Origin of the sequence: Mesorhizobium sp. M0052, from assembly GCF_040323255.1 — a bacterium.
GTDB lineage: Bacteria > Pseudomonadota > Alphaproteobacteria > Rhizobiales > Rhizobiaceae > Mesorhizobium.
Window position 1 is genome coordinate 229,595 of record NZ_JAMYUS010000008.1, and the last position, 20,100, is coordinate 249,694.

At 62.5% G+C, this 20,100-nt stretch carries 20 protein-coding genes; 14 read left to right on the forward strand and 6 right to left on the reverse strand.

The genetic code is table 11. From position 1 onward, the window contains the following. The first annotated feature begins 139 nt into the window (after window positions 1–139). The 4 genes from NKJ77_RS13480 (at window position 140) to NKJ77_RS13495 (ending at window position 5,322) form a co-directional block, all read left to right on the forward strand. Window positions 140–640: a (2Fe-2S)-binding protein gene (locus NKJ77_RS13480; protein WP_023830584.1), complete on the forward strand. Its 501-nt coding sequence runs from the start codon at window positions 140–142 to the stop codon at window positions 638–640. Window positions 641–762: 122 nt separating this feature from the next. Then, a complete protein-coding gene (locus NKJ77_RS13485; protein ID WP_023688177.1) occupies window positions 763–3,108 on the forward strand; it encodes a xanthine dehydrogenase family protein molybdopterin-binding subunit in 2,346 nt (781 codons plus the stop codon). 105 nt (window positions 3,109–3,213) lie between these two features. Next, entirely contained in the window at window positions 3,214–4,011 is a 798-nt protein-coding gene (locus tag NKJ77_RS13490) for an FAD binding domain-containing protein (protein WP_023672622.1), read from the forward strand. Window positions 4,012–4,299: 288 nt separating this feature from the next. After that, window positions 4,300–5,322, forward strand: coding sequence for an acyltransferase family protein (locus tag NKJ77_RS13495; protein WP_023830586.1), 1,023 nt, complete (start codon window positions 4,300–4,302; stop codon window positions 5,320–5,322). 66 nt (window positions 5,323–5,388) lie between these two features. Here the strand turns inward: NKJ77_RS13495 and NKJ77_RS13500 are convergent, their stop codons facing one another. The 5 genes from NKJ77_RS13500 to NKJ77_RS13520 form a co-directional block, all read right to left on the reverse strand. After that, on the reverse strand, window positions 5,389–5,895 hold the full coding sequence (locus tag NKJ77_RS13500) for a GNAT family N-acetyltransferase (RefSeq protein ID WP_023746795.1): 507 nt from the start codon (window positions 5,893–5,895) through the stop codon (window positions 5,389–5,391). Then, window positions 5,895–6,665 (reverse strand): copper homeostasis protein CutC, encoded by a 771-nt coding sequence (locus NKJ77_RS13505; protein WP_023735276.1) that lies wholly within the window; start codon window positions 6,663–6,665, stop codon window positions 5,895–5,897. The genes NKJ77_RS13500 and NKJ77_RS13505 overlap by 1 nt, the downstream gene beginning before the upstream one ends. Before the next feature lie 109 nt (window positions 6,666–6,774). Next, on the reverse strand, window positions 6,775–7,209 hold the full coding sequence (locus tag NKJ77_RS13510) for a cupin domain-containing protein (protein ID WP_023823039.1): 435 nt from the start codon (window positions 7,207–7,209) through the stop codon (window positions 6,775–6,777). A gap of 77 nt (window positions 7,210–7,286) precedes the next feature. Next, window positions 7,287–7,673 carry a hypothetical protein gene (locus tag NKJ77_RS13515; protein ID WP_023730737.1) on the reverse strand — a complete coding sequence of 129 codons (387 nt, stop codon included), beginning with the start codon at window positions 7,671–7,673 and terminating at the stop codon, window positions 7,287–7,289. 64 nt (window positions 7,674–7,737) lie between these two features. Next, window positions 7,738–8,334 (reverse strand): alpha-ketoglutarate-dependent dioxygenase AlkB, encoded by a 597-nt coding sequence (locus NKJ77_RS13520; RefSeq protein WP_023672616.1) that lies wholly within the window; start codon window positions 8,332–8,334, stop codon window positions 7,738–7,740. A gap of 148 nt (window positions 8,335–8,482) precedes the next feature. Between NKJ77_RS13520 and NKJ77_RS13525 the strand changes: the two genes are divergently transcribed. From NKJ77_RS13525 to apnL, 9 genes are all read left to right on the forward strand, one after another. Continuing rightward, complete coding sequence (locus tag NKJ77_RS13525; RefSeq protein ID WP_023805420.1) at window positions 8,483–8,710, forward strand: KTSC domain-containing protein; 228 nt, start codon at window positions 8,483–8,485, stop codon at window positions 8,708–8,710. A 136-nt stretch (window positions 8,711–8,846) separates the two neighbouring features. Next, the gene (locus tag NKJ77_RS13530; RefSeq protein ID WP_023805419.1) at window positions 8,847–9,227 is read left to right on the forward strand and encodes a hypothetical protein; all 381 of its coding nucleotides are present in this window, start codon (window positions 8,847–8,849) and stop codon (window positions 9,225–9,227) included. A 416-nt stretch (window positions 9,228–9,643) separates the two neighbouring features. After that, complete coding sequence (locus NKJ77_RS13535) at window positions 9,644–10,471, forward strand: phosphogluconate dehydrogenase C-terminal domain-containing protein (RefSeq protein ID WP_023825738.1); 828 nt, start codon at window positions 9,644–9,646, stop codon at window positions 10,469–10,471. A gap of 323 nt (window positions 10,472–10,794) precedes the next feature. After that, a complete protein-coding gene (locus NKJ77_RS13540; protein ID WP_023825737.1) occupies window positions 10,795–11,736 on the forward strand; it encodes a D-ribose ABC transporter substrate-binding protein in 942 nt (313 codons plus the stop codon). A gap of 90 nt (window positions 11,737–11,826) precedes the next feature. Then, complete coding sequence (locus NKJ77_RS13545) at window positions 11,827–12,471, forward strand: DUF2291 family protein (protein WP_352535315.1); 645 nt, start codon at window positions 11,827–11,829, stop codon at window positions 12,469–12,471. Continuing rightward, window positions 12,468–14,015 (forward strand): sugar ABC transporter ATP-binding protein, encoded by a 1,548-nt coding sequence (locus NKJ77_RS13550; RefSeq protein ID WP_023825735.1) that lies wholly within the window; start codon window positions 12,468–12,470, stop codon window positions 14,013–14,015. Before NKJ77_RS13545 ends, NKJ77_RS13550 begins: the two co-directional genes overlap by 4 nt. Beyond that, window positions 14,012–15,076, forward strand: a complete 1,065-nt coding sequence (locus tag NKJ77_RS13555; protein WP_023730743.1) for an ABC transporter permease — start codon at window positions 14,012–14,014, stop codon at window positions 15,074–15,076. Before NKJ77_RS13550 ends, NKJ77_RS13555 begins: the two co-directional genes overlap by 4 nt. A 2-nt stretch (window positions 15,077–15,078) precedes the next feature. Then, window positions 15,079–16,113, forward strand: coding sequence for a Gfo/Idh/MocA family protein (locus NKJ77_RS13560; protein ID WP_023830589.1), 1,035 nt, complete (start codon window positions 15,079–15,081; stop codon window positions 16,111–16,113). Beyond that, entirely contained in the window at window positions 16,110–17,948 is a 1,839-nt protein-coding gene (gene apnL, locus NKJ77_RS13565; RefSeq protein ID WP_023830590.1) for a D-apionate lactonase, read from the forward strand. The genes NKJ77_RS13560 and apnL overlap by 4 nt, the downstream gene beginning before the upstream one ends. 1 nt (window position 17,949) lies before the next feature. Here the strand turns inward: apnL and NKJ77_RS13570 are convergent, their stop codons facing one another. Continuing rightward, entirely contained in the window at window positions 17,950–18,663 is a 714-nt protein-coding gene (locus NKJ77_RS13570) for a transcriptional regulator NanR (protein ID WP_023672607.1), read from the reverse strand. Window positions 18,664–18,848: 185 nt separating this feature from the next. On the opposite strand from NKJ77_RS13570, the gene oiaX reads away from it, so the two are divergent. After that, window positions 18,849–20,099, forward strand: coding sequence for a 3-oxo-isoapionate-4-phosphate decarboxylase OiaX (gene oiaX / locus NKJ77_RS13575; RefSeq protein WP_023805416.1), 1,251 nt, complete (start codon window positions 18,849–18,851; stop codon window positions 20,097–20,099). Window position 20,100 lies beyond the last annotated feature (1 nt).

Genomic DNA, 20,100 nt, shown 5'->3' on the forward strand with positions numbered 1-20,100 from the left:
ATTTTCGTTTTGTCCATGACCGAAAGTACAATGAGCGCCGTGTGTTTTTTGCGCTTTGTGCAGTGTACCAATAGCGCATGGCCGAGCGCCAAAGCCGCATCGGCAGCATGACTACCAAGGTCATACCCAGGGAGGATGCATGTCGGACGTTTCGTTTGTCGTGAACGGAAAACGGATCAGCGGCGCTGCCGAGGACCGAACGCTTCTGGTTCATTTCCTGCGCGAAAATCTTGGTCTCACCGGAACGCATGTCGGTTGTGACACCTCTCAATGCGGCGCCTGCGTCGTGCATGTCGACGGCATGGCGGTGAAGTCCTGTTCGATGCTGGCCGTGCAGGCCTCCGGGTCGACCGTGGTGACGATCGAAGGGCTTGCCAATGGCGGCGACCTGCATCCGATGCAGGCCGCGTTCAAGGAACATCATGGGCTGCAATGCGGCTTCTGCACGCCGGGCATGATCATGACCGCGACCGACATGATCGCGCGCCATCCCGAAGGCCTTGATGAGGCGACGGTGCGCGCCGAACTCGAAGGCAACATCTGCCGCTGCACCGGCTACCACAACATCGTCAAGGCGATCCTCGCCGCATCGCAGACTATGGCGAAGGTGCCGAAGGGCAGGGCGAAACAGGCAGCGTAAGAAAGAAGCGAGTAGCGAATAGGGAGTAGCGAGTAGTCGGTTTAGCCGAACCGCTCCGAGCACAATTCCTACTCACTAATCACTATTCGCCACTCACTATTCGCTATTCCGGAGGAATTCCTATGGGCATTGAAGGTATCGGCGCTCGGGTCGTGCGCAAGGAAGACAAACGGTTCATCACCGGCGCCGGCCGCTATGTCGACGACATGGTGGTTCCCGGCATGAAGCATGCCGCTTTCGTGCGCAGCCCGCACGCGCATGCTCAGATCAAGAAGATCGACGTCAGACGAGCGCAGGCGATGCCCGGCGTCATCGGCGTCTTGACCGGCAAGGAGCTCAAGGCCGACGGCATCGGCAACCTGATCTGCGGCTGGATGATCCATTCCAAGGACGGCTCGCCGATGAAGATGGGCGCGTGGTCGCCGCTGGCCGTCGACAAGGTGCGCTATGTCGGCGACGCGGTCGTCATCGTGGTGGCGGAAACCAAGGGCCAGGCCCGCGACGCGGCCGAAGCGGTCGAGATCACCTACAAGGAATTGAAGGCGGTGGTCGATGCCACCAAGGCGCTGCAAAAAGGTGCGCCGCAGGTCCATGCCGAAGCCGAGGACAATCTTATCTTCGACTGGGAGATCGGCGATGCCAAGGCGACCGACGCGGCGATCCAGGCGGCGGCCCATGTCACCCGCATGAAGATCGTCAACAACCGGCTGGTTCCCAACGCCATGGAGCCGCGCGCGGCCCTTGGCCATTACGACAAGGCCGAGGACCATTTTACCTGCTGGACGACGTCGCAGAACCCGCATGTCGCGCGGCTAGTGATGAGCGCCTTCTACAATGTCGCGCCGGAAAACAAGCTGCGCGTCATTGCGCCCGATGTCGGCGGCGGCTTCGGCTCGAAGATCTACATCTATCCCGAAGAGATCGTCTGCCTGTGGGCGTCCAAGAAAACCGGCGTCCCGGTCAAATGGGTCGCCGACCGCACCGAAAGCTTCCTCACCGACGCACATGGCCGCGACCATGTCTCGACGGTCGAAATGGCGTTCGACAAGAACAACAAGATCACCGGCTTCAAAGTCGACACCATCGCCAATCTCGGCGCCTACATGTCGCTGTTCTCGTCTTGCGTGCCGACCTATCTCTACGCGACGCTGCTGTCGGGCCAGTACAACATCCCGACGATCCACGCCAATGTGCGCACCGTCTACACCAACACGGCACCCGTCGACGCCTATCGCGGGGCAGGGCGGCCGGAAGCCACGTATCTGCTCGAACGGACAATGGAGACGGCCGCACGTGAACTTGGGGTCTCGCCGGCGGAGTTGCGGCGCATCAATTTCATCACCGAGTTTCCGCACCAGACGCCGGTCATCATGAATTATGACGCCGGCGATTACGGCGCTTCGCTCGATGCGGCGACACAGGCGTCCGACTATGCCGGCTTTGCCAAGCGCAAAGCGGCGGCCGCCAGCCAGGGCAGACTGCGCGGCATCGGCATGAGCTGTTACATCGAGGCCTGCGGCATCGCGCCGTCGGCGGCGGTCGGCTCGCTCGGCGCCGGCGTCGGCCTGTGGGAATCGGCCGAAGTGCGGGTCAATGCCGTCGGCACGATCGAGGTGCTGACCGGCTCGCACAGTCATGGCCAGGGCCATGAGACGACCTTCGCGCAACTCGTCAACCAGCGTTTTGGCGTGCCACTGGACTCGGTCTCGATCGTCCATGGCGACACCGACAAGGTGCAGATGGGTATGGGGACCTACGGTTCGCGCTCGGGCGCGGTCGGCATGTCGGCAATCGCCAAGGCGCTCGACAAGGTCGAGGCCAAGGCCAAGAAAATCGCCGCCCATCTGCTCGAAGCCGACGAGGGCGACATCGTCATCGAGAATGGCGAGGTCAAGGTCGCCGGCACCGACAAGAGCCTGCCCTGGTTCCAGGTGGCTCTTGCCGCCTACACCGCTCACAATCTGCCGGCAGGCATGGAGCCGGGACTGAAGGAAACCGCCTTCTACGATCCGGCGAACTTCACTTTCCCGGCCGGCTGCTACATCTGCGAGGTCGAGATCGATCCGGAAACCGGCACGACCGAGATCGTCCAGTTCGTCGCCGCGGACGATTTCGGCAACATCATCAACCCGATGATCGTCGAGGGCCAGGTGCATGGCGGCATCGCCCAGGGCATCGGCCAGGCGCTGCTGGAAGGCGCTCACTATGACGATAGCGGGCAGCTTTTGACGGCGAGCTATATGGACTACACCATGCCCCGCGCGGACGACCTGCCGTCATTCAAGGTGTCGACCTCGAACACGCCGTGTCCGAGCAATCCGCTCGGCATCAAGGGCTGTGGCGAGGCCGGCGCCATCGGCTCGCCGCCGGCGGTCATCAACGCCATCACCGACGCTTTGGGGATTGTGGACATCGCCATGCCGGCCTCGCCGTCGACGGTGTGGGCGGCGATTAGGGCGAAGAAATGAGTAAGTAGGGAGTAGTGAGTAGGGAATGGGCATTACCGGAGATGACAGCGTCCCTATTCCCTACTCCATACTCACTACTGCCTAACCACTTCAGGGGAGGATCCCATGTACGCAGTCAACTACCACCGCGCCGCCTCGGTCGCCGACGCCGCCAAGCTGGTGAAGAGCGGCGACGCCAGGCTTTTGTCAGGCGGCATGACGCTGATCCCGGCGATGAAGACGCGGCTCGCCGCACCCTCCGACCTGATCGACCTGTCGCGGATCAAGGAACTGCAAGGCGTCAAGGTGTCGGGCAAGACCGTCACCATCGGCGCCGCCACAACCCATTACGACGTCGCCAATGACGAGAAGCTGCGGAAGGCCTGTCCGGCGCTTGCGCACCTTGCGTCGCTGATTGGCGATCCGGCGGTGCGCCACAAGGGCACGATCGGCGGCTCGGTCGCCAACAACGACCCAGCCGCCGATTATCCGGCGGCGCTCTTGGCGCTGGGCGCCACCATCGTCACCAACAAGCGCGAGATTTCAGCCGCGAAATTCTTCACCGGCCTGTTCGAAACGGCGCTGAAAGAAGGCGAGATCATCACCGCGGTGAGTTTTACCGCGCCGGCCAAGGCTGCTTACGAAAAATTCCGCAACCCGGCCTCGCGCTATGCGATTGTCGGCGTGTTCGTGGCCAAGGGCAAGGACGGGGTCAGCGTTGCCGTTACCGGTGCCGGCGATGACGGCGTGTTCCGCTCGAAGGAGATCGAAGCCGCACTGGCGAAGAATTTTGCCGCATCGGCGCTCGACGGCGTGAAAGTGCCGGCGAAGAATTTGATGACCGACCTCCACGCTTCGGCCGAATACCGTGCCAATTTGATCGCCGTGATGGCCAAGCGCGCGGTGGCGGCAGCCAACGCCTGACATCATAAAGCTACTGACAAGGAAAGGGGCCATCGCGGCCCCTTTGTTCGTCTGCGGCGGGCTGTAACTGCCCAGTCCTTGCGGGTTCGCTGCCACGCGCAAATCCGTTGTTTCAGGTAATTCCCGTGCAAGAACAGGCGCATACTTCCCAAGGGACTGCCTAGCCCCATTCTCGCACTTGCACAATCTGATATTGCACTGCAATATGTATAGCTTGGCGGAACACGGGGTGGATTCTGCGCGCGGCGGTGTGAGCTGCGCCAAGATCTTGCGTCGTAGAGGATCGGCATGGCCGACATCTCCGCAGCGTCTGTTGCCCTGCCGCGGGCCACAGCCGACAAAGCAGCTAGAGCAAGACTGGCCTATCTCGATGGCTGGCGCGGGCTTTCGATCGCACTGGTGCTGATCGGCCATTTCTTCCCCGTTCCCGGGATCAATCTCGGCGTGCTCGGCGTCGAGTTCTTCTTCGTGCTCTCAGGCCGGCTGATGGGCGAGATCCTGTTCATCGAACGCTTCCCGCTGAAAAAATTCTTCAAGCGCCGCTTTTCGCGCATCTATCCCGCGCTTTTGGTGTTCGTGATATCAGCCATGATCGGGCTCTCCGGCACCTTTATCGCCTTCAAATGGAAGGCGGCGCTGACGGCGCTGACATTCACCTACAACTATGCCGGAATTTTCATCACCCGCGCCGGCGCGCTCGACCACATCTGGTCGCTATGCGTGGAAGAGCATGCCTACATCATCCTGGCGCTGATCAGCGTGGTGGTGACCGGGCGGGGTAATGTCGTTCGGCTGCTGGTGACGCTGTCGCTGCTGGCGATGGCCAATGGCGCCATTTCGTACTGGGCACTCGGCATGGATTACGAGCACAGCTATTGGCGCACCGATGTGCATATCGCCTCGATCCTGCTGTCGGCATCGATCTGCCTGCTCAAGCACGATGACCGGCTGCCGGCATTCCTGACGAGCCCCTATGTCAGCCTCGTGTCGGCGGCGGCGGCTATATTGCTGTTCCTCGATCCGGTGCCGACGCCGATCCATTACCTACTGGCGGTGCCGTTGCTGGCGCTTGCCGTCAATACGCTGGACACCAGCAACTGGCATCTTACCGGCCTGCTTTCATCCAGGCCGATGGTGATGATCGGGCTATGGTCGTACTCGCTCTATCTCTGGCAACAGCCCTTCTACAAATTCGTCGCCGAGCAGGGCAGTGCACCGATCCCGATGCTGGCGGCTGTCTTCGCCTGTGCATTATGCAGCTACTATCTGGTCGAGAAGCCCGCGCGGGCCTGGCTGAACCGGAATTGGTGAGGGCTACGGACTCCTAATCTTATGCTGCCGTGGCGATCTGCTTGCCGATCATCAGCCAGCGATGCGTCAGCCCGCAATCTGCCTGAGGTAGTAGCGCACGGTCTTCTTGCCGCCATGGATCACCGCGTCGCCGACCTCGGCGAAGCCAAGCGCGGCATGGAAGGCGTCCGAAGCCGGATTGGGCGGTTCGGCATTCACCTCGCACGTGACGATGCTGTGGCCCGCGCGTGCGACTTCCCCGAACAGATCCTCGTAGAGCCGGCGGGCATGGCCGCGGCCGCGCGCTTGCGCCGCGACGACGACGCGGTCGACATAGACGAAGCGTGGATAGCGCTCGCGGAACCAGAGGAAATTCGGGCTGTCGTAGCGCGCATCCTGGTCGAAGGTCATGATGAAGGCTTCGAGCGCGCCGATGCGCCTGACGTAAAACGCTTCGCCAAGAAGGAAGGACAGCCGTTCGGGCTCGAGCCATGACAGTTCGGCGGCGTGCTCGTTGTTGAGTGCGAGGATGGCCGCTTCGTCCTGAGGCGAGACACGGCTGATCGGCGACGGCCCACTCACGGCTTCGCTCATCATGCTCTGGCCGCCGCAATCGTCGCGGCAACCAGCGCCCCATCGGTGACTGTGGTGCGATACTCGCGGTCGAGATCGGTGCCGCCCATGCCGACTTGCGGGTTGCGGTAGGCCATGGCGCTCGGTACGTCCTTGAGCGCGGCGAAATGCAGTTCCGTCAGCCCGGTTGATGCCAGCACCCCGGCGATGTTTTCGGGGTCCAGCGCGCCGCAGCCGAGGATGATGATGCGGCCGTCGGCCTGGCGGACGAGATCCGCCAACAGGCCGGCGCCTTCCACCGCGGTGTCCCTCTGGCCGCTGGTCAGCACGCGGCCGACCTTGCAGCGGATTAGCGCTTCCAGCGCCTCGGCCGGGTCGCGCGTCATGTCGAAGGCGCGGTGGCAGGTAACGGCGAGCGGACCGGCGGCATCGACCAGCGCGCCCATGCGGGTTTCATCGATGGTGCCGTCGGCATCGAGGCAACCGACAACGACGCCGGCGACGCCGAGGTCACGAAGCGCTGCGACATCGGCGAGCATCGAGCTGTATTCGGCCTCGCTGTAGAGGAAATCGCCGCCGCGCGGCCGCACGATGACATGGAAGGGAATGGTCGCGCTCTCGAGTGCGGCGCGCACCGTGCCGAGGCTGGGCGTGATGCCGCCTTCGACCAGGCTGGCGCAGAGCTCGACCCGGTCGGCGCCGGCGGCCTGCGCAGCCAGCAGTCCATCGATGCCTTCGACGCAGATTTCGATCAGGGGGCGAGCATTTCCGGCCAAGGGGCGATCCTTCATGATTGCATGACGGCCAGCCCTAGCATCGGCTCGGTTGGCGGGGAAGCCGGAACAGCCTGTCGCTGCTTGGGCCAGCCCGGCAACCCTGCCTAGGTCCGTAGCGAGAGATCTATTGTTTCTGCAGCACCGTGTTCTTGGCGCCTTGTTCGACCTGGTCGATGACCAGCAGCTTGACCGGGCCGTCGCCGATGTTGGTGGCCTGGTGCCACTGGCCGATCATCTCGATGATGAAATCGCCCGTCTTGTAGGTGTTGCTGTTGCCGGTCTCGACATTCGTCACTTTGAGTGTCCCGGCCTCGACATAGGCGTAGCGGGCAAACGGGTGCTTGTGCACCGGCAGAGTGGCGCCGACCGCAATGTCATAGGCTGAAACCAGGACCTGGACGTTTTTCTGCGGCAGCACGATCGGCTGGCCGGACGCCGTCTGGCTGCGATCGGCAAGCGGTGTGACGACAACCGGCGGGATGGTACTGTCCAGCGCCCGAGCGGGGTTTGCAGATAGCGCTGCCGCGAACAGCAGCATCGATGCCAGAATCTTTCGCATGGTTCCTCCAGGTTCTACCGCCACCGCGCGGCGCGACGCCAAACTTCTATCTCTCGTCAGTTACTGGAGACACAACGTCATCCGCCGGTGCCGTCGTCCATCATCGTATTCGTGAGCGCTTCATAGATGTTGCTGCATACCTGGGACCGCGGACAGTGTTTTACGATGAATACCGGCACGACAGTCAGTGCGGCGGCGATCAGGATTTGCAGGAAGAGAGGAGCAGGCTCGAAGCGTTTGCCAAACAAGGCTCGGCAAGCGAAGTAGAGACTTTGAGCCAGGCATGCCCAGACAAGGACATGCAACAGCGTGCTCGTTGCTCGGGCATAGGGCGTTATGTATCCGTCGGGAAAGCCGACCATGCCAAGGTCGACGAGCCACTGCAGAGCCAGAACGCAGGACAGGCATGCCCACAGAAAGAGCGCCACGCGGGTAACCAAAACTCTGCTGCGATCCACGCTCATGTGCGATCGAAGCACAACTGCGCTCGGTCTTCCAGAGCGGCTGCTGCGTGGCTTGGAGTGTGGCCTATTTCAGAGTGCGCAGCGTGATCGAATAGCGGTGCCCGGCGACCGGCGGAATGCTGTGCTCCCACTCGTGGCGCGCCGGGCCGTCAATGAGATAGACAGATCTCGGCTGAACCTCGATCGTCTTGCGATCCCATTTCGAGCCGTTTTTTCGGCGCAGCCGAAAGCTGCAGGGCGCCAGCAGCGAGACGCCGGCGACGAGATCGAAATGCGGCTTGTCGCGATGCCAACCTATGCCCGCGCCCGGCCGATACTCGTTGATGAGCACTTGCGCGAATTCCGTGGCCTGCCTGCCGGCAAAATCCGCGACCTTGTCGCGAAGCGGCAGCAGGAATTTCGGGATGGGCGGCGCTTCGACGACCTGGCGCCGGTCGTAGTCGTAGCGCCAGCCGAAGCCGGCGACCTGCCGGTTGGCAAGGTGGCCGTGGAAATCGAACGGCTTGAAGGACAGTTCATTGAGGTGACGGACCAGTTCCGCCTCTTCGTCCGTTGTGATCAGGCTAGGCCGGTAAGAAAATCCTTCCGGCAGCGTGTCGGCCGCGCCGAAGAGATCGCCCTGGCTGGCATACGCTGTTGTACTGGATTTCGTCTGTGCCATCTGACGGAGAGATAGGAAGCCTCGCCACCCGGGCAAGATTCGGCGTTGTGGTGCGCCTCCCTGTCGGAACCTCCGCATCGTTGCGGCATTACGCATGTTCGAAGCAGGATTTGGGGCGAAAGATTTGGGGACGAAGCAGGATTTCGACATGCCGTCCACCGCCATCCGCAACACCCATTACGACCCGTCGACGAAAATCCTCTCGGTCTGGTTCGTCCCGAGCGGAGCCCGCTACGACTATGAAGAGGTCGAGCCCGAGACCTATGCGGCGTTCCGGGCCGCCTTCTCGAAAGGGCAATTTTTCAACGAGTTCGTGCGCGACCGCTACCGGTTTCAATTGGTTGAAGAAGGGCGTCCGCGAGCAACCGGGTTCTGAAGGTGCGGTGATCCGTATAAGGTCGCGAACCCCAATTGCTTTTCGAATTGACTTGTTTCAACCTGCTTTGTGGGGACGGACAATGCCGTGGTCGAGATGGCCATAACATTGGGGGAGGCAGCTTTTGAAATGCATATTGATTATACTCGGCGTGGTAGGTGTCCTGTCTTCCGCTGCGTCTGCAAAAGATAATCGACAACACATCGACCCTGCCTATCAAAAAAACATCAACTATCTGGCCGGGCTGTCCGACGCCCAGTTGAAATTGGTCGTAACATGGTCAGCCAACGTCATCGCCGTTACGACGCGATGCCCGGCGCTGCAGCTGACTCCAGACGGAAAATCCAAAATAACGGCGATATACATCTTGTACGATGTGCAAGATAAACACCTGATGCCCAATCCCCCCAAATTCAAGAGAGCCATCAGGTTTTATGAAGGCGCTTTCCGCACGGCGGCGCAACGCACGGACAGCTGTAGGGCGGAGAAAGCCAAGGACCCGGGAAGCTACCGGTAAATAATTGTCGGCATGATCGACTAGAAGTGATTTGGCTCGCCGGAACCCCGGCGAAGCGCTCTCTATAGCCCTTCGCCAAATCGCCGCGAGAACTCACGGCCCGAAAACGCGACCGGACCGCGCGGACGCGCTTCGCCTTGCTGGTGGCCCCCCACCGTCACCTCGCGACCGAGCCCCGCAAAAATGGACCTGGAGGCTTCTAACGCGGGCATCGAACGTCTGGAAAGGCAACGGCGCTCTGGCTTGGTTGAATTCTCGACCGCCACTGCGGAAATCGTGCGGACGGAATCCAAACGGGCGCCCGTATAGCCGCTCATCAAAGCCCTGTTCAACTCCTCAATTCGTGGTAAGGTGATTATACCAGTTAATAACATGACGATCGGCGCGGCCGTCGTTTAATGCGGGAGTAGGGATAGATGACGACGATTGCGCTGTTCGGTGCCGGCGGCAAAATGGGTTACCGCCTGTCGACCAATTTTCGCGGATCGCCCTACACGGTACGCCACGTCGAGGTCAGCGAGGCCGGCCGCGAGCGGCTGAAGACCGGACTGGGCTTCGACGCGGTCAGTGCCGATGCGGCGCTCGACGGGGCGGATGTCGTCATCCTGGCCGTTCCCGACACGCATATCGGCAAGGTGGCGGCTGATATCGAGAGCAAGCTCGCGCCTGGCACGATGGTGATAGTGCTCGACGCGGCCGCACCCTTCGCCGGCCATCTGCCCAACCGGCCGGACCTGACCTATTTCGTCACCCATCCCTGTCATCCGCCGATCTTCAACGACGAGACCGACATGGCGGCCAAGAAGGATTATTTTGGCGGCGTCAAGGCCAAGCAGCATATGGTCAGCGCGCTGATGCAGGGGCCGGAAGCGGACTACGCCAAGGGCGAGGCGGTCGCAAAAATCATCTGGGCGCCGGTCATGCGCTCGCACCGTGTCACCGTCGAACAGATGGCGCTGCTGGAGCCCGGTCTATCGGAGACGGTGTGCGCGTCACTGCTTGTCGTCATGAAGGAAGCCGTCGACGAGGTCGTCGCGCGAGGCGTCGACCAACAGGCGGCGCTCGACTTCCTGCTCGGCCACATGAACGTGCTCGGCGCCGTGATTTTCGGCGAGACCAAGGGCGTATTCTCGGATGCCTGCAACAAGGCGATCGAATTCGGCAAGCCGGTGCTGATGCGCGACGACTGGAAGCGGGTGTTCGAGCCCGAAGAGATCGCCGCGAGCATTCGGCGCATTACCTGAGACAGGCCGAGTCGGGCGCTTGCCGGAGCGCCTCGATGGCTCGACACACCCGCCATGACGAACAGATGTTTTGCTCAGTGGGAACATGTCACCTCAATTAGTGATTGACTCATCATACCAGTTGGCTTAGCTGTTGATGGCTTGGGCAAGGGTTCGCGGGAAGTACGAAGCCTGGGCGAGTGGAGGGACGGCGGGGGAGCAGCGATCGTTTGGGAAGCCGGCACCGGCATTCAGCCTGAACCGATCGGCGGCCCGCGTTGCGCGATGAATTCGAATGCAGAGGCCTTGATTTATCGAGGCAATTTTTCAAACGGGAGGACATCATGAAACTCACACGCAGAATGACACTTGCGGCGTTCGCCGGCATGCTGGCGCTTGGCACGGCGGTACCCGCCTATGCGGCCGACCTCATTGCCATCATCACGCCCTCGCACGACAATCCGTTCTTCAAGGCGGAAGCCGTCGGCGCCGAAGCCAAGGCCAAGGAACTCGGCTACGAAGCGCTTGTGCTCGTCCATGATGACGACGCCAACAAGCAATCCGAATTGATCGATACGGCGATCGGTCGCGGCGCCAAGGCGATCATCCTCGACAATGCCGGCGCCGACGCCACTGTCGCTGCCGTGCAGAAGGCCAAGGACGCAGGCGTGCCGTCGTTCCTGATCGATCGCGAGATCAACGCCACCGGCGTCGCCGTGGCGCAGATCGTCTCCAACAACTACCAGGGCGCCCAGCTCGGCGCGCAGGAGTTCGTCAAGCTGATGGGCGAGAAGGGCAATTTCGTCGAGCTGGTCGGCAAGGAATCCGATACCAATGCCGGCATTCGCTCGAAGGGCTATCATGACGTCATCGACGATTATCCGGACCTGAAGATGGTCGCCCAGCAATCGGCCAACTGGAGCCAGACGGAAGCCTATTCCAAGATGGAATCGATCCTGCAGGCCAACCCGGATATCAAGGGCGTCATCTCCGGCAACGACACGATGGCCATGGGCGCGTATGCGGCGCTGGTTGCGGCGAACCGCAAGGAAGTCATCGTCGTCGGTTTCGACGGATCCAACGACGTGCGCGATTCGATCACCGCGGGCGGCATCAAGGCAACCGTGCTGCAGCCGGCCTATGCGCAGGCGCAGATGGCGGTCGAGCAGGCCAACGACTTCATCAAGAACAAGAAGTCGCCCGAGAAGGAAAAGCAGCTGATGGACTGCGTGTTGGTCAATGGCGACAATGCTTCCAAGCTGGAAACGTTTGCGCTGACCAACTGAGCCGGCGTGACATGAATAGCGAGGGGCGATCAAGGTCGTCCCTCGCCGCCATTTTCCGTGGGTGCCAATCACCATGCTCAACAGGCCATCATGCTGAACAACAAGCCGATCTGGCCGATGCTTGTCGTTGCAGTCGGCATCAGCCTGACCGCCTGCAAGATTTTGCCGACTCCCTCGGGGGATAGCGGCAATGCCGCCGTCTTCAACCCGGACAAGATGGTCGAGGAGATCTGGGCCGCGAAGGTCGTGCCTTACCTCCAGCAGAAGGCCGGGCCTTTTGCCGAGGTCCACGCTCTGGCAAAAACCGATCCTGCTTCCGCCGGCGCCAAATATGGCAATCCGAACAAGCAGGCGAATTCGCCCTGGACCTTCGCGGTTCGCGTCGAGGGCAAGATCATCGCCGCCAACACGCAGTCGCGGGCCGCGACCATGGATATCGATGTCGACGGCGACGGCAAGGCCGATGCGCGGATACAGATCGGACCGGCGATGCGTGGAACCGCGCTGCGCGACAGTCTCGATTTCATCCAGTTCAACGATTTTACCAACCAGATCGACTTCGCCCAGTTCGGCAAGGCGTTCAACGCCTATGCCGTCAAGGCCGTGCTTGCCAAACTGCCACGTGACGCGCTGGAAGGCCGGACCGCCAAGGTCCTCGGCGCCTATACGCTCGAAAACGGCCAGGACCTGCCGCTGGTGACGCCGGCGGAGGCAGAAATCGGGCCGAAGCCATGAGCGCTGCGGTTGCTCACGATGTCGTCTTGAAGCTGGAGGACGTCTCCAAGGTCTATTCCGGCACCGTCGCGGTCAAGCGCGCGAATTTCGAGGTGCGCAAGGGCGCCGTCAATGTGCTGGTCGGCGAAAACGGCGCCGGCAAATCGACGCTGATGAAGATTATCGCCGGCGTCGAACAGCCGACGCTCGGCCGGATCCTCCTGGAAGGGGAGGAGGTCTCCTTCTCGTCATCGGGCGACGCGGTGAACCGCGGCATCGGCATGGTGTTCCAAGAGCTGAACCTGTTTGGCAATATGACCGTCGCCGAGAACATCTTCGCCACGCGCGAGATCACCAACCGGTTTCGCAAGATCGACCGCAAGGAGCAGGAGCGCCGTGCGGCCCAATTTCTCGAACGCCTGCAGGCCGGGATAAGGCCCGACATGCTGGTCGAGGATCTGCGCATCGGCCAGCAGCAGCTGGTCGAGATCGCCAAGGCGGTTTCGCTCGATGCACGCATCCTGATCATGGACGAGCCGACCTCGGCGCTGAGTGCGGCGGAAGTCGAGATCCTGTTCAAGGTGATCGCCGACCTCAAGGCGCGCGGCGTGGCGATCGTCTACATCTCGCACCGGCTGGAAGAGCTGATCCGCATTGGCGACTACATCACGGTGCTGCGCGATGGACAGATCACCGGCCAGGAAGAGATGAAAAACGTCGACACGCGGTGGATCGTGCGGCAGATGATCGGCTCCGACGCCAAGGATTTCGCCAAGGCCGACGGCCATGTACCCGGCGAAGAAATATTCCGCGCCGAGGACATCTGCCTGCCGCGCGCGACCGGCGGGCTGGCAGTCGATCACGTCTCCCTGTCGCTGCGCGCCGGCGAGATCCTCGGCATCTATGGCCTGATGGGCGCCGGGCGCAGCGAACTGTTCGACTGCATCATGGGCCGCCATGGCCAGGCGACCGGCGCGATCTTCATCGCCGGCAAGAAGGTCAAGGAGCGGGACACGACGCGGCGCATCCGGCGCGGGCTGGCGCTGATCCCCGAAGACCGCCAACGCGAAGGGCTGGTGTCGATCCTCTCCGTCGCCAGCAATCTGACACTGGCCAGCCTGTCGCGCTTTGTCCGCCTGTTCCACATCAGTGGCGGCCAGGAGAAGCAGGCGGTCACGCAGATGGTGCGGGAACTGGCGATCAAAGTCGCCGACCCGGCGCAGGAGGTCTCGTCGCTGTCGGGCGGCAACCAGCAAAAGGTGGTGATCGGCAAGGCGCTGCTCACCGGGCCGAAGGTGCTGCTGATGGACGAGCCGAGCCGTGGCATCGATGTCGGCGCCAAGGCCGACGTCTTCCGCACCATGCGCAAACTGTCGCGCGATGGGCTCGGTATTCTGTTCGCCACCTCGGATCTCGATGAGGTGATGGCGCTGTCCGACCGCATCGCGGTGATGAGCAACGGAAAACTGACCGGCATGTTCGATCGCGCCGAGGCGACGGAGGCAGCCCTTGTCGCCGCCTCGGCACTTGGCCACGGACCGGCCCCGCACACGGAGAACCCATGACTGACATCCCGGCCAAGGCGGCTGCCCCCTCCGTCTCGAGCGGCTCGCTGCTGCTGACGCTGATGAAGGCGAGGACCTTCATCGCGCTGATCGCCGTCTTGGTCTTCTTCTCGATCGCGGCGCCGAATTTCCTGTCGACCGCCAACCTGATCCTGATGTCGAAACATGTGGCGCTGAACGCCTTCCTCGCCATGGGCATGACCTTCGTCATCATCACCGGCGGCATCGATCTCTCAGTCGGCTCGATCGTCGGCCTGTGCGGCATGGTCGCCGGCTATCTCGTGCTCAACGGCATCGACCTGCAATTCGGCTACACCATCTATTTCAACGTCGTCGAGATCGCGCTGATCACGCTGGCGGTTGGCATATTGATCGGCGCCGTCAACGGATTGCTGATCACCAGGCTGAACGTCGCGCCGTTCATCGCCACACTCGGCGTGCTCTATGTCGCGCGCGGCCTGGCGTTGCTGTCGTCGGACGGCCGCACCTTCCCCAACCTCGTCGGCAAGCCGGAGCTTGGCACCACCGGGTTTGGTTTCCTCGGCGCCGGGCGGCTGCTCGGCCTGCCGGTGGCGATCTGGATCCTGATCGTTGTTGCGCTGGTTGCGGCATATCTCGCCAAATACACGCCGCTCGGCCGCCACATCTTCGCCGTCGGCGGCAATGAACGGGCGTCGCGAATTTCGGGCGTTCGTGTCAACATGGTGAAAATGTTCGTCTACATGTTCTCCGGCTTCTGCGCGGCGATCGTCGGCCTGATCATCTCGTCCGAACTGATGGCCTCGCACCCGGCAACGGGCGAAAGTTTCGAGCTCAACGCCATCGCGGCGGCAGTGCTCGGCGGCACCTCGATGTCGGGTGGGCGCGGCACGATCGGCGGCACCATTGTCGGCGCCTTCGTCATCGGCATTCTTTCGGACGGGTTGGTGATGATGGGCGTGAGTTCCTTCTGGCAGATGGTGATCAAGGGCCTTGTCATCATCGTCGCCGTCGTCGTCGACCAAGCGCAGCGCCGGCTGCAGAGCCGGGTGACGCTGATGCAGATGGCAAAGGCAGGCTGAGCATGGCGGAGTTGCGGGGAGGGCTCATCGGCTGCGGCTTCTTTGCCATCAACCAGATGCATGCCTGGCGCGACATTGAAGGCGCCGCGATGGTCGCCATTTGCGACCGCGACCCGGAGCGGCTGCGCATCATCGGCGACCAGTTCGGCATTGCGAAGCGCTACACCGACGCGGCAGAGATGTTTGCAAGCGAAAGCCTCGACTTCGTCGATATCGCCACTACCGTTCCCAGCCATCGTCCGCTGGTCGAGATGGCGGCGCTGCACCGTGTGCCGGTGATTTGCCAAAAGCCGTTCGCGCCGACGCTTGCCGACGCCAAGGCGATGGTGAGGGCCTGCGTGGAAGCCGGCGTACCGCTGATGGTGCATGAGAATTTTCGCTGGCAGTCGGCGATCCAGGCGGTGCGTGCCGTGCTCGACAGCGGCGAGATCGGCACGCCGTTCTTCGGGCGCATCTCCTTCCGCTCTGCCTATGACGTGTTTTCCGGCCAGCCCTATCTCGCCAAGGGAAAGCGCTTCATCATCGAGGACCTCGGTATCCACAGTCTCGACATCGCCCGTTTTCTACTGGGCAACGTGTCGACGATCACGACGCGAACCGCGCGCATCAACCCTGGCATCGCGGGCGAAGATGTCGCGACGATGCTGATGGACCACAAGAGCGGGGCGACGTCAGTGGTCGACTGTAGCTACGCGACGAAGCTCGCCACCGAACCGTTTCCCGAAACGCTGATCGAGATCGACGGCAGCGACGGCACGATCCGCTTGGCGCAGGGATATCGGCTCACCGTCACCGGCAGGAGCGGCACGAAGATCACCGACGTTTCGCCGCCCGTACTCGCCTGGGCATCGCGCCCATGGCACAACATCCAGGAGAGCGTCGTCGCCATCCAGCAGCACTGGGTCGACTGCCTGGCAAAGGGAACCGAGCCGGCGACCTCGGGCGCCGACAATCTCAAGACATTCGCGCTGGTCGAGGCGGCCTATCTGGGCGCCGCGAGCCACGAACCTGTCCACCTGGATGGCTTGCTGACATGACAGCCGACGCCTTCCTCCTATACGGCACACGCGTGGTCGAGGTCGAGCCGGTTAGGCTGAGTGCGGGCTTGCTCAGCGCCGACTTTGTCAACGGCAGCCTGCGCACCATCCGTTACGGCGGCATCGAAGTGCTGCGCGCCATCGCCTACATCGTGCGCGACCGCGACTGGGGCACCTATGAACCGGCGCTGACGGACCTTGCCGTCGATCAGGACGCCGACAGCTTCTCCGTCAGCTACTCCGCAACTTGCTTAGCACCGGGCGGAAGCCGGCTCGACTTTCGCGCTACGATCAAGGGCTCCGCCAACGGTCACCTAGTGTTCGACGTCAGCGCGGTCCCTGAAAGCGATTTCGAGACCAATCGCTGCGGTTATTGCGTCCTGCATCCGATCGCCGGCCTCGCCGGCAGCCCGGTCACGGTCGAGCATACCGACGGCAGCGTGGTGGCGACGAAACTGCCGCTGTTGATCGATCCCTGGCAGCCTTTCAAGGATTTGCGCGCGATCACCCATGAGGTCCGGCCGGGCATCACTGCCGAATGCCGGATGGAGGGCGACACTTTCGAGATGGAGGACCAGCGTAACTGGTCGGACGCGTCCTACAAGACCTATGTGCGGCCACTGGCGCTGCCTTGGCCCTATGTGCTGCCGGCCGGCCAAACTGTAAGCCAGACGGTCAGCCTGCGCATCACCGGCGAGGGGGGAATGCCGGCCGCAGCATCTGCCGCCGAACCGGTCAGCGTCGAACTCGGCGAGACCGGGCAGAGGCTGCCGGATCTCGGCGTGATCATCTACCCGGATGAGGTCGAAGCAGCGCTCGCAAATCTTTCGACATTGACCGAGCTCGGCCCGCAGCAACTTGTCTTCCACTACGATCCGACGCGCGGCCACGGTCTCGAAGCATTGCAGTCTTATGCAAGGCTCACCGCCGCCTATCCGGTGCAGACGACGCTGGAATGCGTCGTTGCCTGCGCGGGCGACCTCGATGCCGAGCTGTCAGGCGTTGCCGACATGGTGCGTCAAGCCGGGTTGAAGCTTTCGGCCATTGCCGTCTCGCCTTCGGTTGACCGGCAGTCGACACCGCCGGGCAGTGCGTGGCCGGACTGTCCGCCGCTCGAAGACGTCTATGACGCGGCGCGGCGCGCCTTTCCCGATATCCGGCTTGGTGGCGGCATGTTCAGCTATTTCACCGAGCTCAACCGCAAGCGCGTGCCGGGGGGCCTGCTCGATTTCGTCACCCACTGCACGTGTCCGATCGTGCACGCCGCCGACGATCTCAGCGTCATGCAGTCACTGGAGGCGCTGCCCTTCATCACCGCGTCGGCGCGGGCGATCTTCGGGGCAAAGCCTTACCGCATCGGTCCGTCGACGATCGCCATGCGCCAGAACCCCTATGGCGGCGCGACCAAGGGCAATCCCGGGGGACAGCGCATCGCCATGGCCGATCGCGACCCTCGCCATGCCGGCCTCTTCGCAGCCGCATGGGCGATCGGCTATGCCGCGCGCGTGGCGCCGGCTGGGCTGGAACTGCTCACGCTGTCCGGCTTCGCCGGGCCCTTCGGCGTGCTCGCAGCATCCGGCGAACCCGTCGCGGAAGGATCGCCTCGGCCGATCTTCGGTGCCATCAAGGGGCTTTGCGAACTGGCCGGCCTTGCGCATGTGGCGGCAAGGACGAGCGATCAGACGAAGGTGCTGGCGCTGGCCGGCCGCTCCGCTTCGGGCAAGACCGTGGCGTGGCTGGCGAACCTGACGGCGAACGACGTGACGGTCGACATCTCAGCGTTTGGCCGAGGCCAACTGGTGATGACCCCTTACGCGATCACACGGATCGGCTGAATCAGTTGCCGGAGTTCATCACATAAAGCGCGCGCGAGCGCTCGAGGTGCTTGATCATCGCCTTCTCGGCGCCGTCGGCATCCTTCTTCTCAATGCGGCCGATGATCTCTTCATGCTCGGTCAGCGTGAACTGTTCCTTGCCGGTCCAGATCAGCATTTCGGTGTGATATTCCTTCAGCCAACCGAGCATCGCCTCGCTGACGGCGATATAGATCGGGTTGCCCGAGATCGCCGCGATCTGGGTGTGAAACTTCATGTCGGCGGAGATGAAGGCTTCGGAATCGCCGCGAAAGCCACGCTGTTCGGCAATTGTGGCCCGCAGCTGCTCAACGTCCTCGGCAGTGGCGTTTTCGGCGGCTTCCCTGACCATACCGCGCTCGAAGAAGATGCGCGCCGTTTTCAGGTGTTCCAACGTGTCCTTCGACGACGACAGGATGATCTTGGCTGCGCCATCGACCTGCTTGATGATCGACTTGGCGGTCAGCTGGAGCACCTTGGCGCGTTCCCCATGCGAGATCGCGACGAGGCCCATATTGCTCAGCGCCTGCATCGCCTCGCGGATCGCGGGACGGCCGACCTCGAAGCGCTCCATCAACTCGCGCTCCGACGGCATGTCGTCGCCCGGCGTCAATTCTCCGCTGGTGATCAGGCGCTTCAGCCGCAAAAACACTTCGTCGGAAAGTTTGCGCCGGACGATCGGCTCCGAACGGTTCATCGTCGCGAATCACTCCCTTGACCTGTCTCTATCTAGCATTGCCACAGCCATTCCCGGAATGGCCGTCGCCCCCATCGGCCATAGCCGCAAGACAGGATATTGCTTGCAAAGCTTATGTACTCATTATACCAGATTTCGACGATCAAGGAACTCTTTTCGAACCTTCCGCCCTCAGACAACGAACCATGATCACGCTCACCTACCGCATCGAAACATCAGGCAGCATCGAGGCGCTGGCAGCCAAGATCGCGAGCGACCAGTCGACCGGAACCTTCGTCGCGCTGCCCGGCGAAACCGAGGAACTGAAGGCCCGGGTGGCCGCGCGCGTTCTGGCCATTCGGCACCTGCCGGACGCACTTCGCCCCTCCATTCCCGAGGCCGGTAACGGGCCGTTCAAGCGCGCGGATGTCGACATCGCCTTTCCATTCGATGCCATCGGCCACGACCTGTCGGCTCTGATGACCATTGCCATCGGCGGCGCCTATTCGATCAAGGGCCTAACCGGCATTCGCGTTGTCGACATGAAGCTGCCGGAGCAATTCCGCGGCGCGCATCCAGGTCCGCAATTCGGCGTCGCCGGCAGCCGCAGGCTGACAGGTGTCACGGATCGGCCGATCATCGGCACCATCGTCAAGCCGGCGCTGGGGCTGCGGCCCCCCGAGACCGCCGCGATGGTGGGCGAGCTGATTGCCGCCGGTGTCGATTTCATCAAGGACGATGAGAAGCTGATGAGCCCGGCCTATTCGCCGCTGGCGGAGCGGGTAAAGGCAATCATGCCGCTGATCCTCGGCCACGAGCAGAGGACCGGTAAGAAGGTGATGTATGCCTTCGGCATCTCGCATGCCGACCCGGACGAGATGATGCGCAATCACGATCTGGTGGCCAAGGCCGGCGGCAATTGCGCGGTGGTCAACATCAACTCGATAGGCTTCGGTGGCATGGCGTTTCTTAGAAGACGCTCCACCCTGGTGCTGCATGCCCATCGCAACGGCTGGGACATTCTTACTCGCCATCCCGGCCTCGGCATGGATTTCAAGGTCTGGCAGCAATTCTGGCGGCTGCTCGGCGTCGACCAGTTCCAGATCAACGGCATCCAATCGAAATACTGGGAGCCGGACGCGTCTTTCGTCGAGTCCTTCAAGGCGGTGACGACGCCGATTTTTGCGCCTGAGGATTGCGCCTTGCCTGTGGCGGGCTCCGGCCAATGGGGCGGGCAAGCGCCCGAGACCTATGAACGGACCGGCCGGACGGTCGATCTGCTCTATCTGTGCGGCGGCGGCATCGTCAGCCATCCGGATGGACCGGGCGCCGGGGTGCGTGCCGTGCAGCAAGCCTGGCAGGCGGCGGTCGACGGCATTCCGCTGGCGGATTTCGCCTTGAGCCATCCGGAGCTGGCGCGGTCGATCGAAAAATTCGGCGACGGCAAAGCGGCCTGAA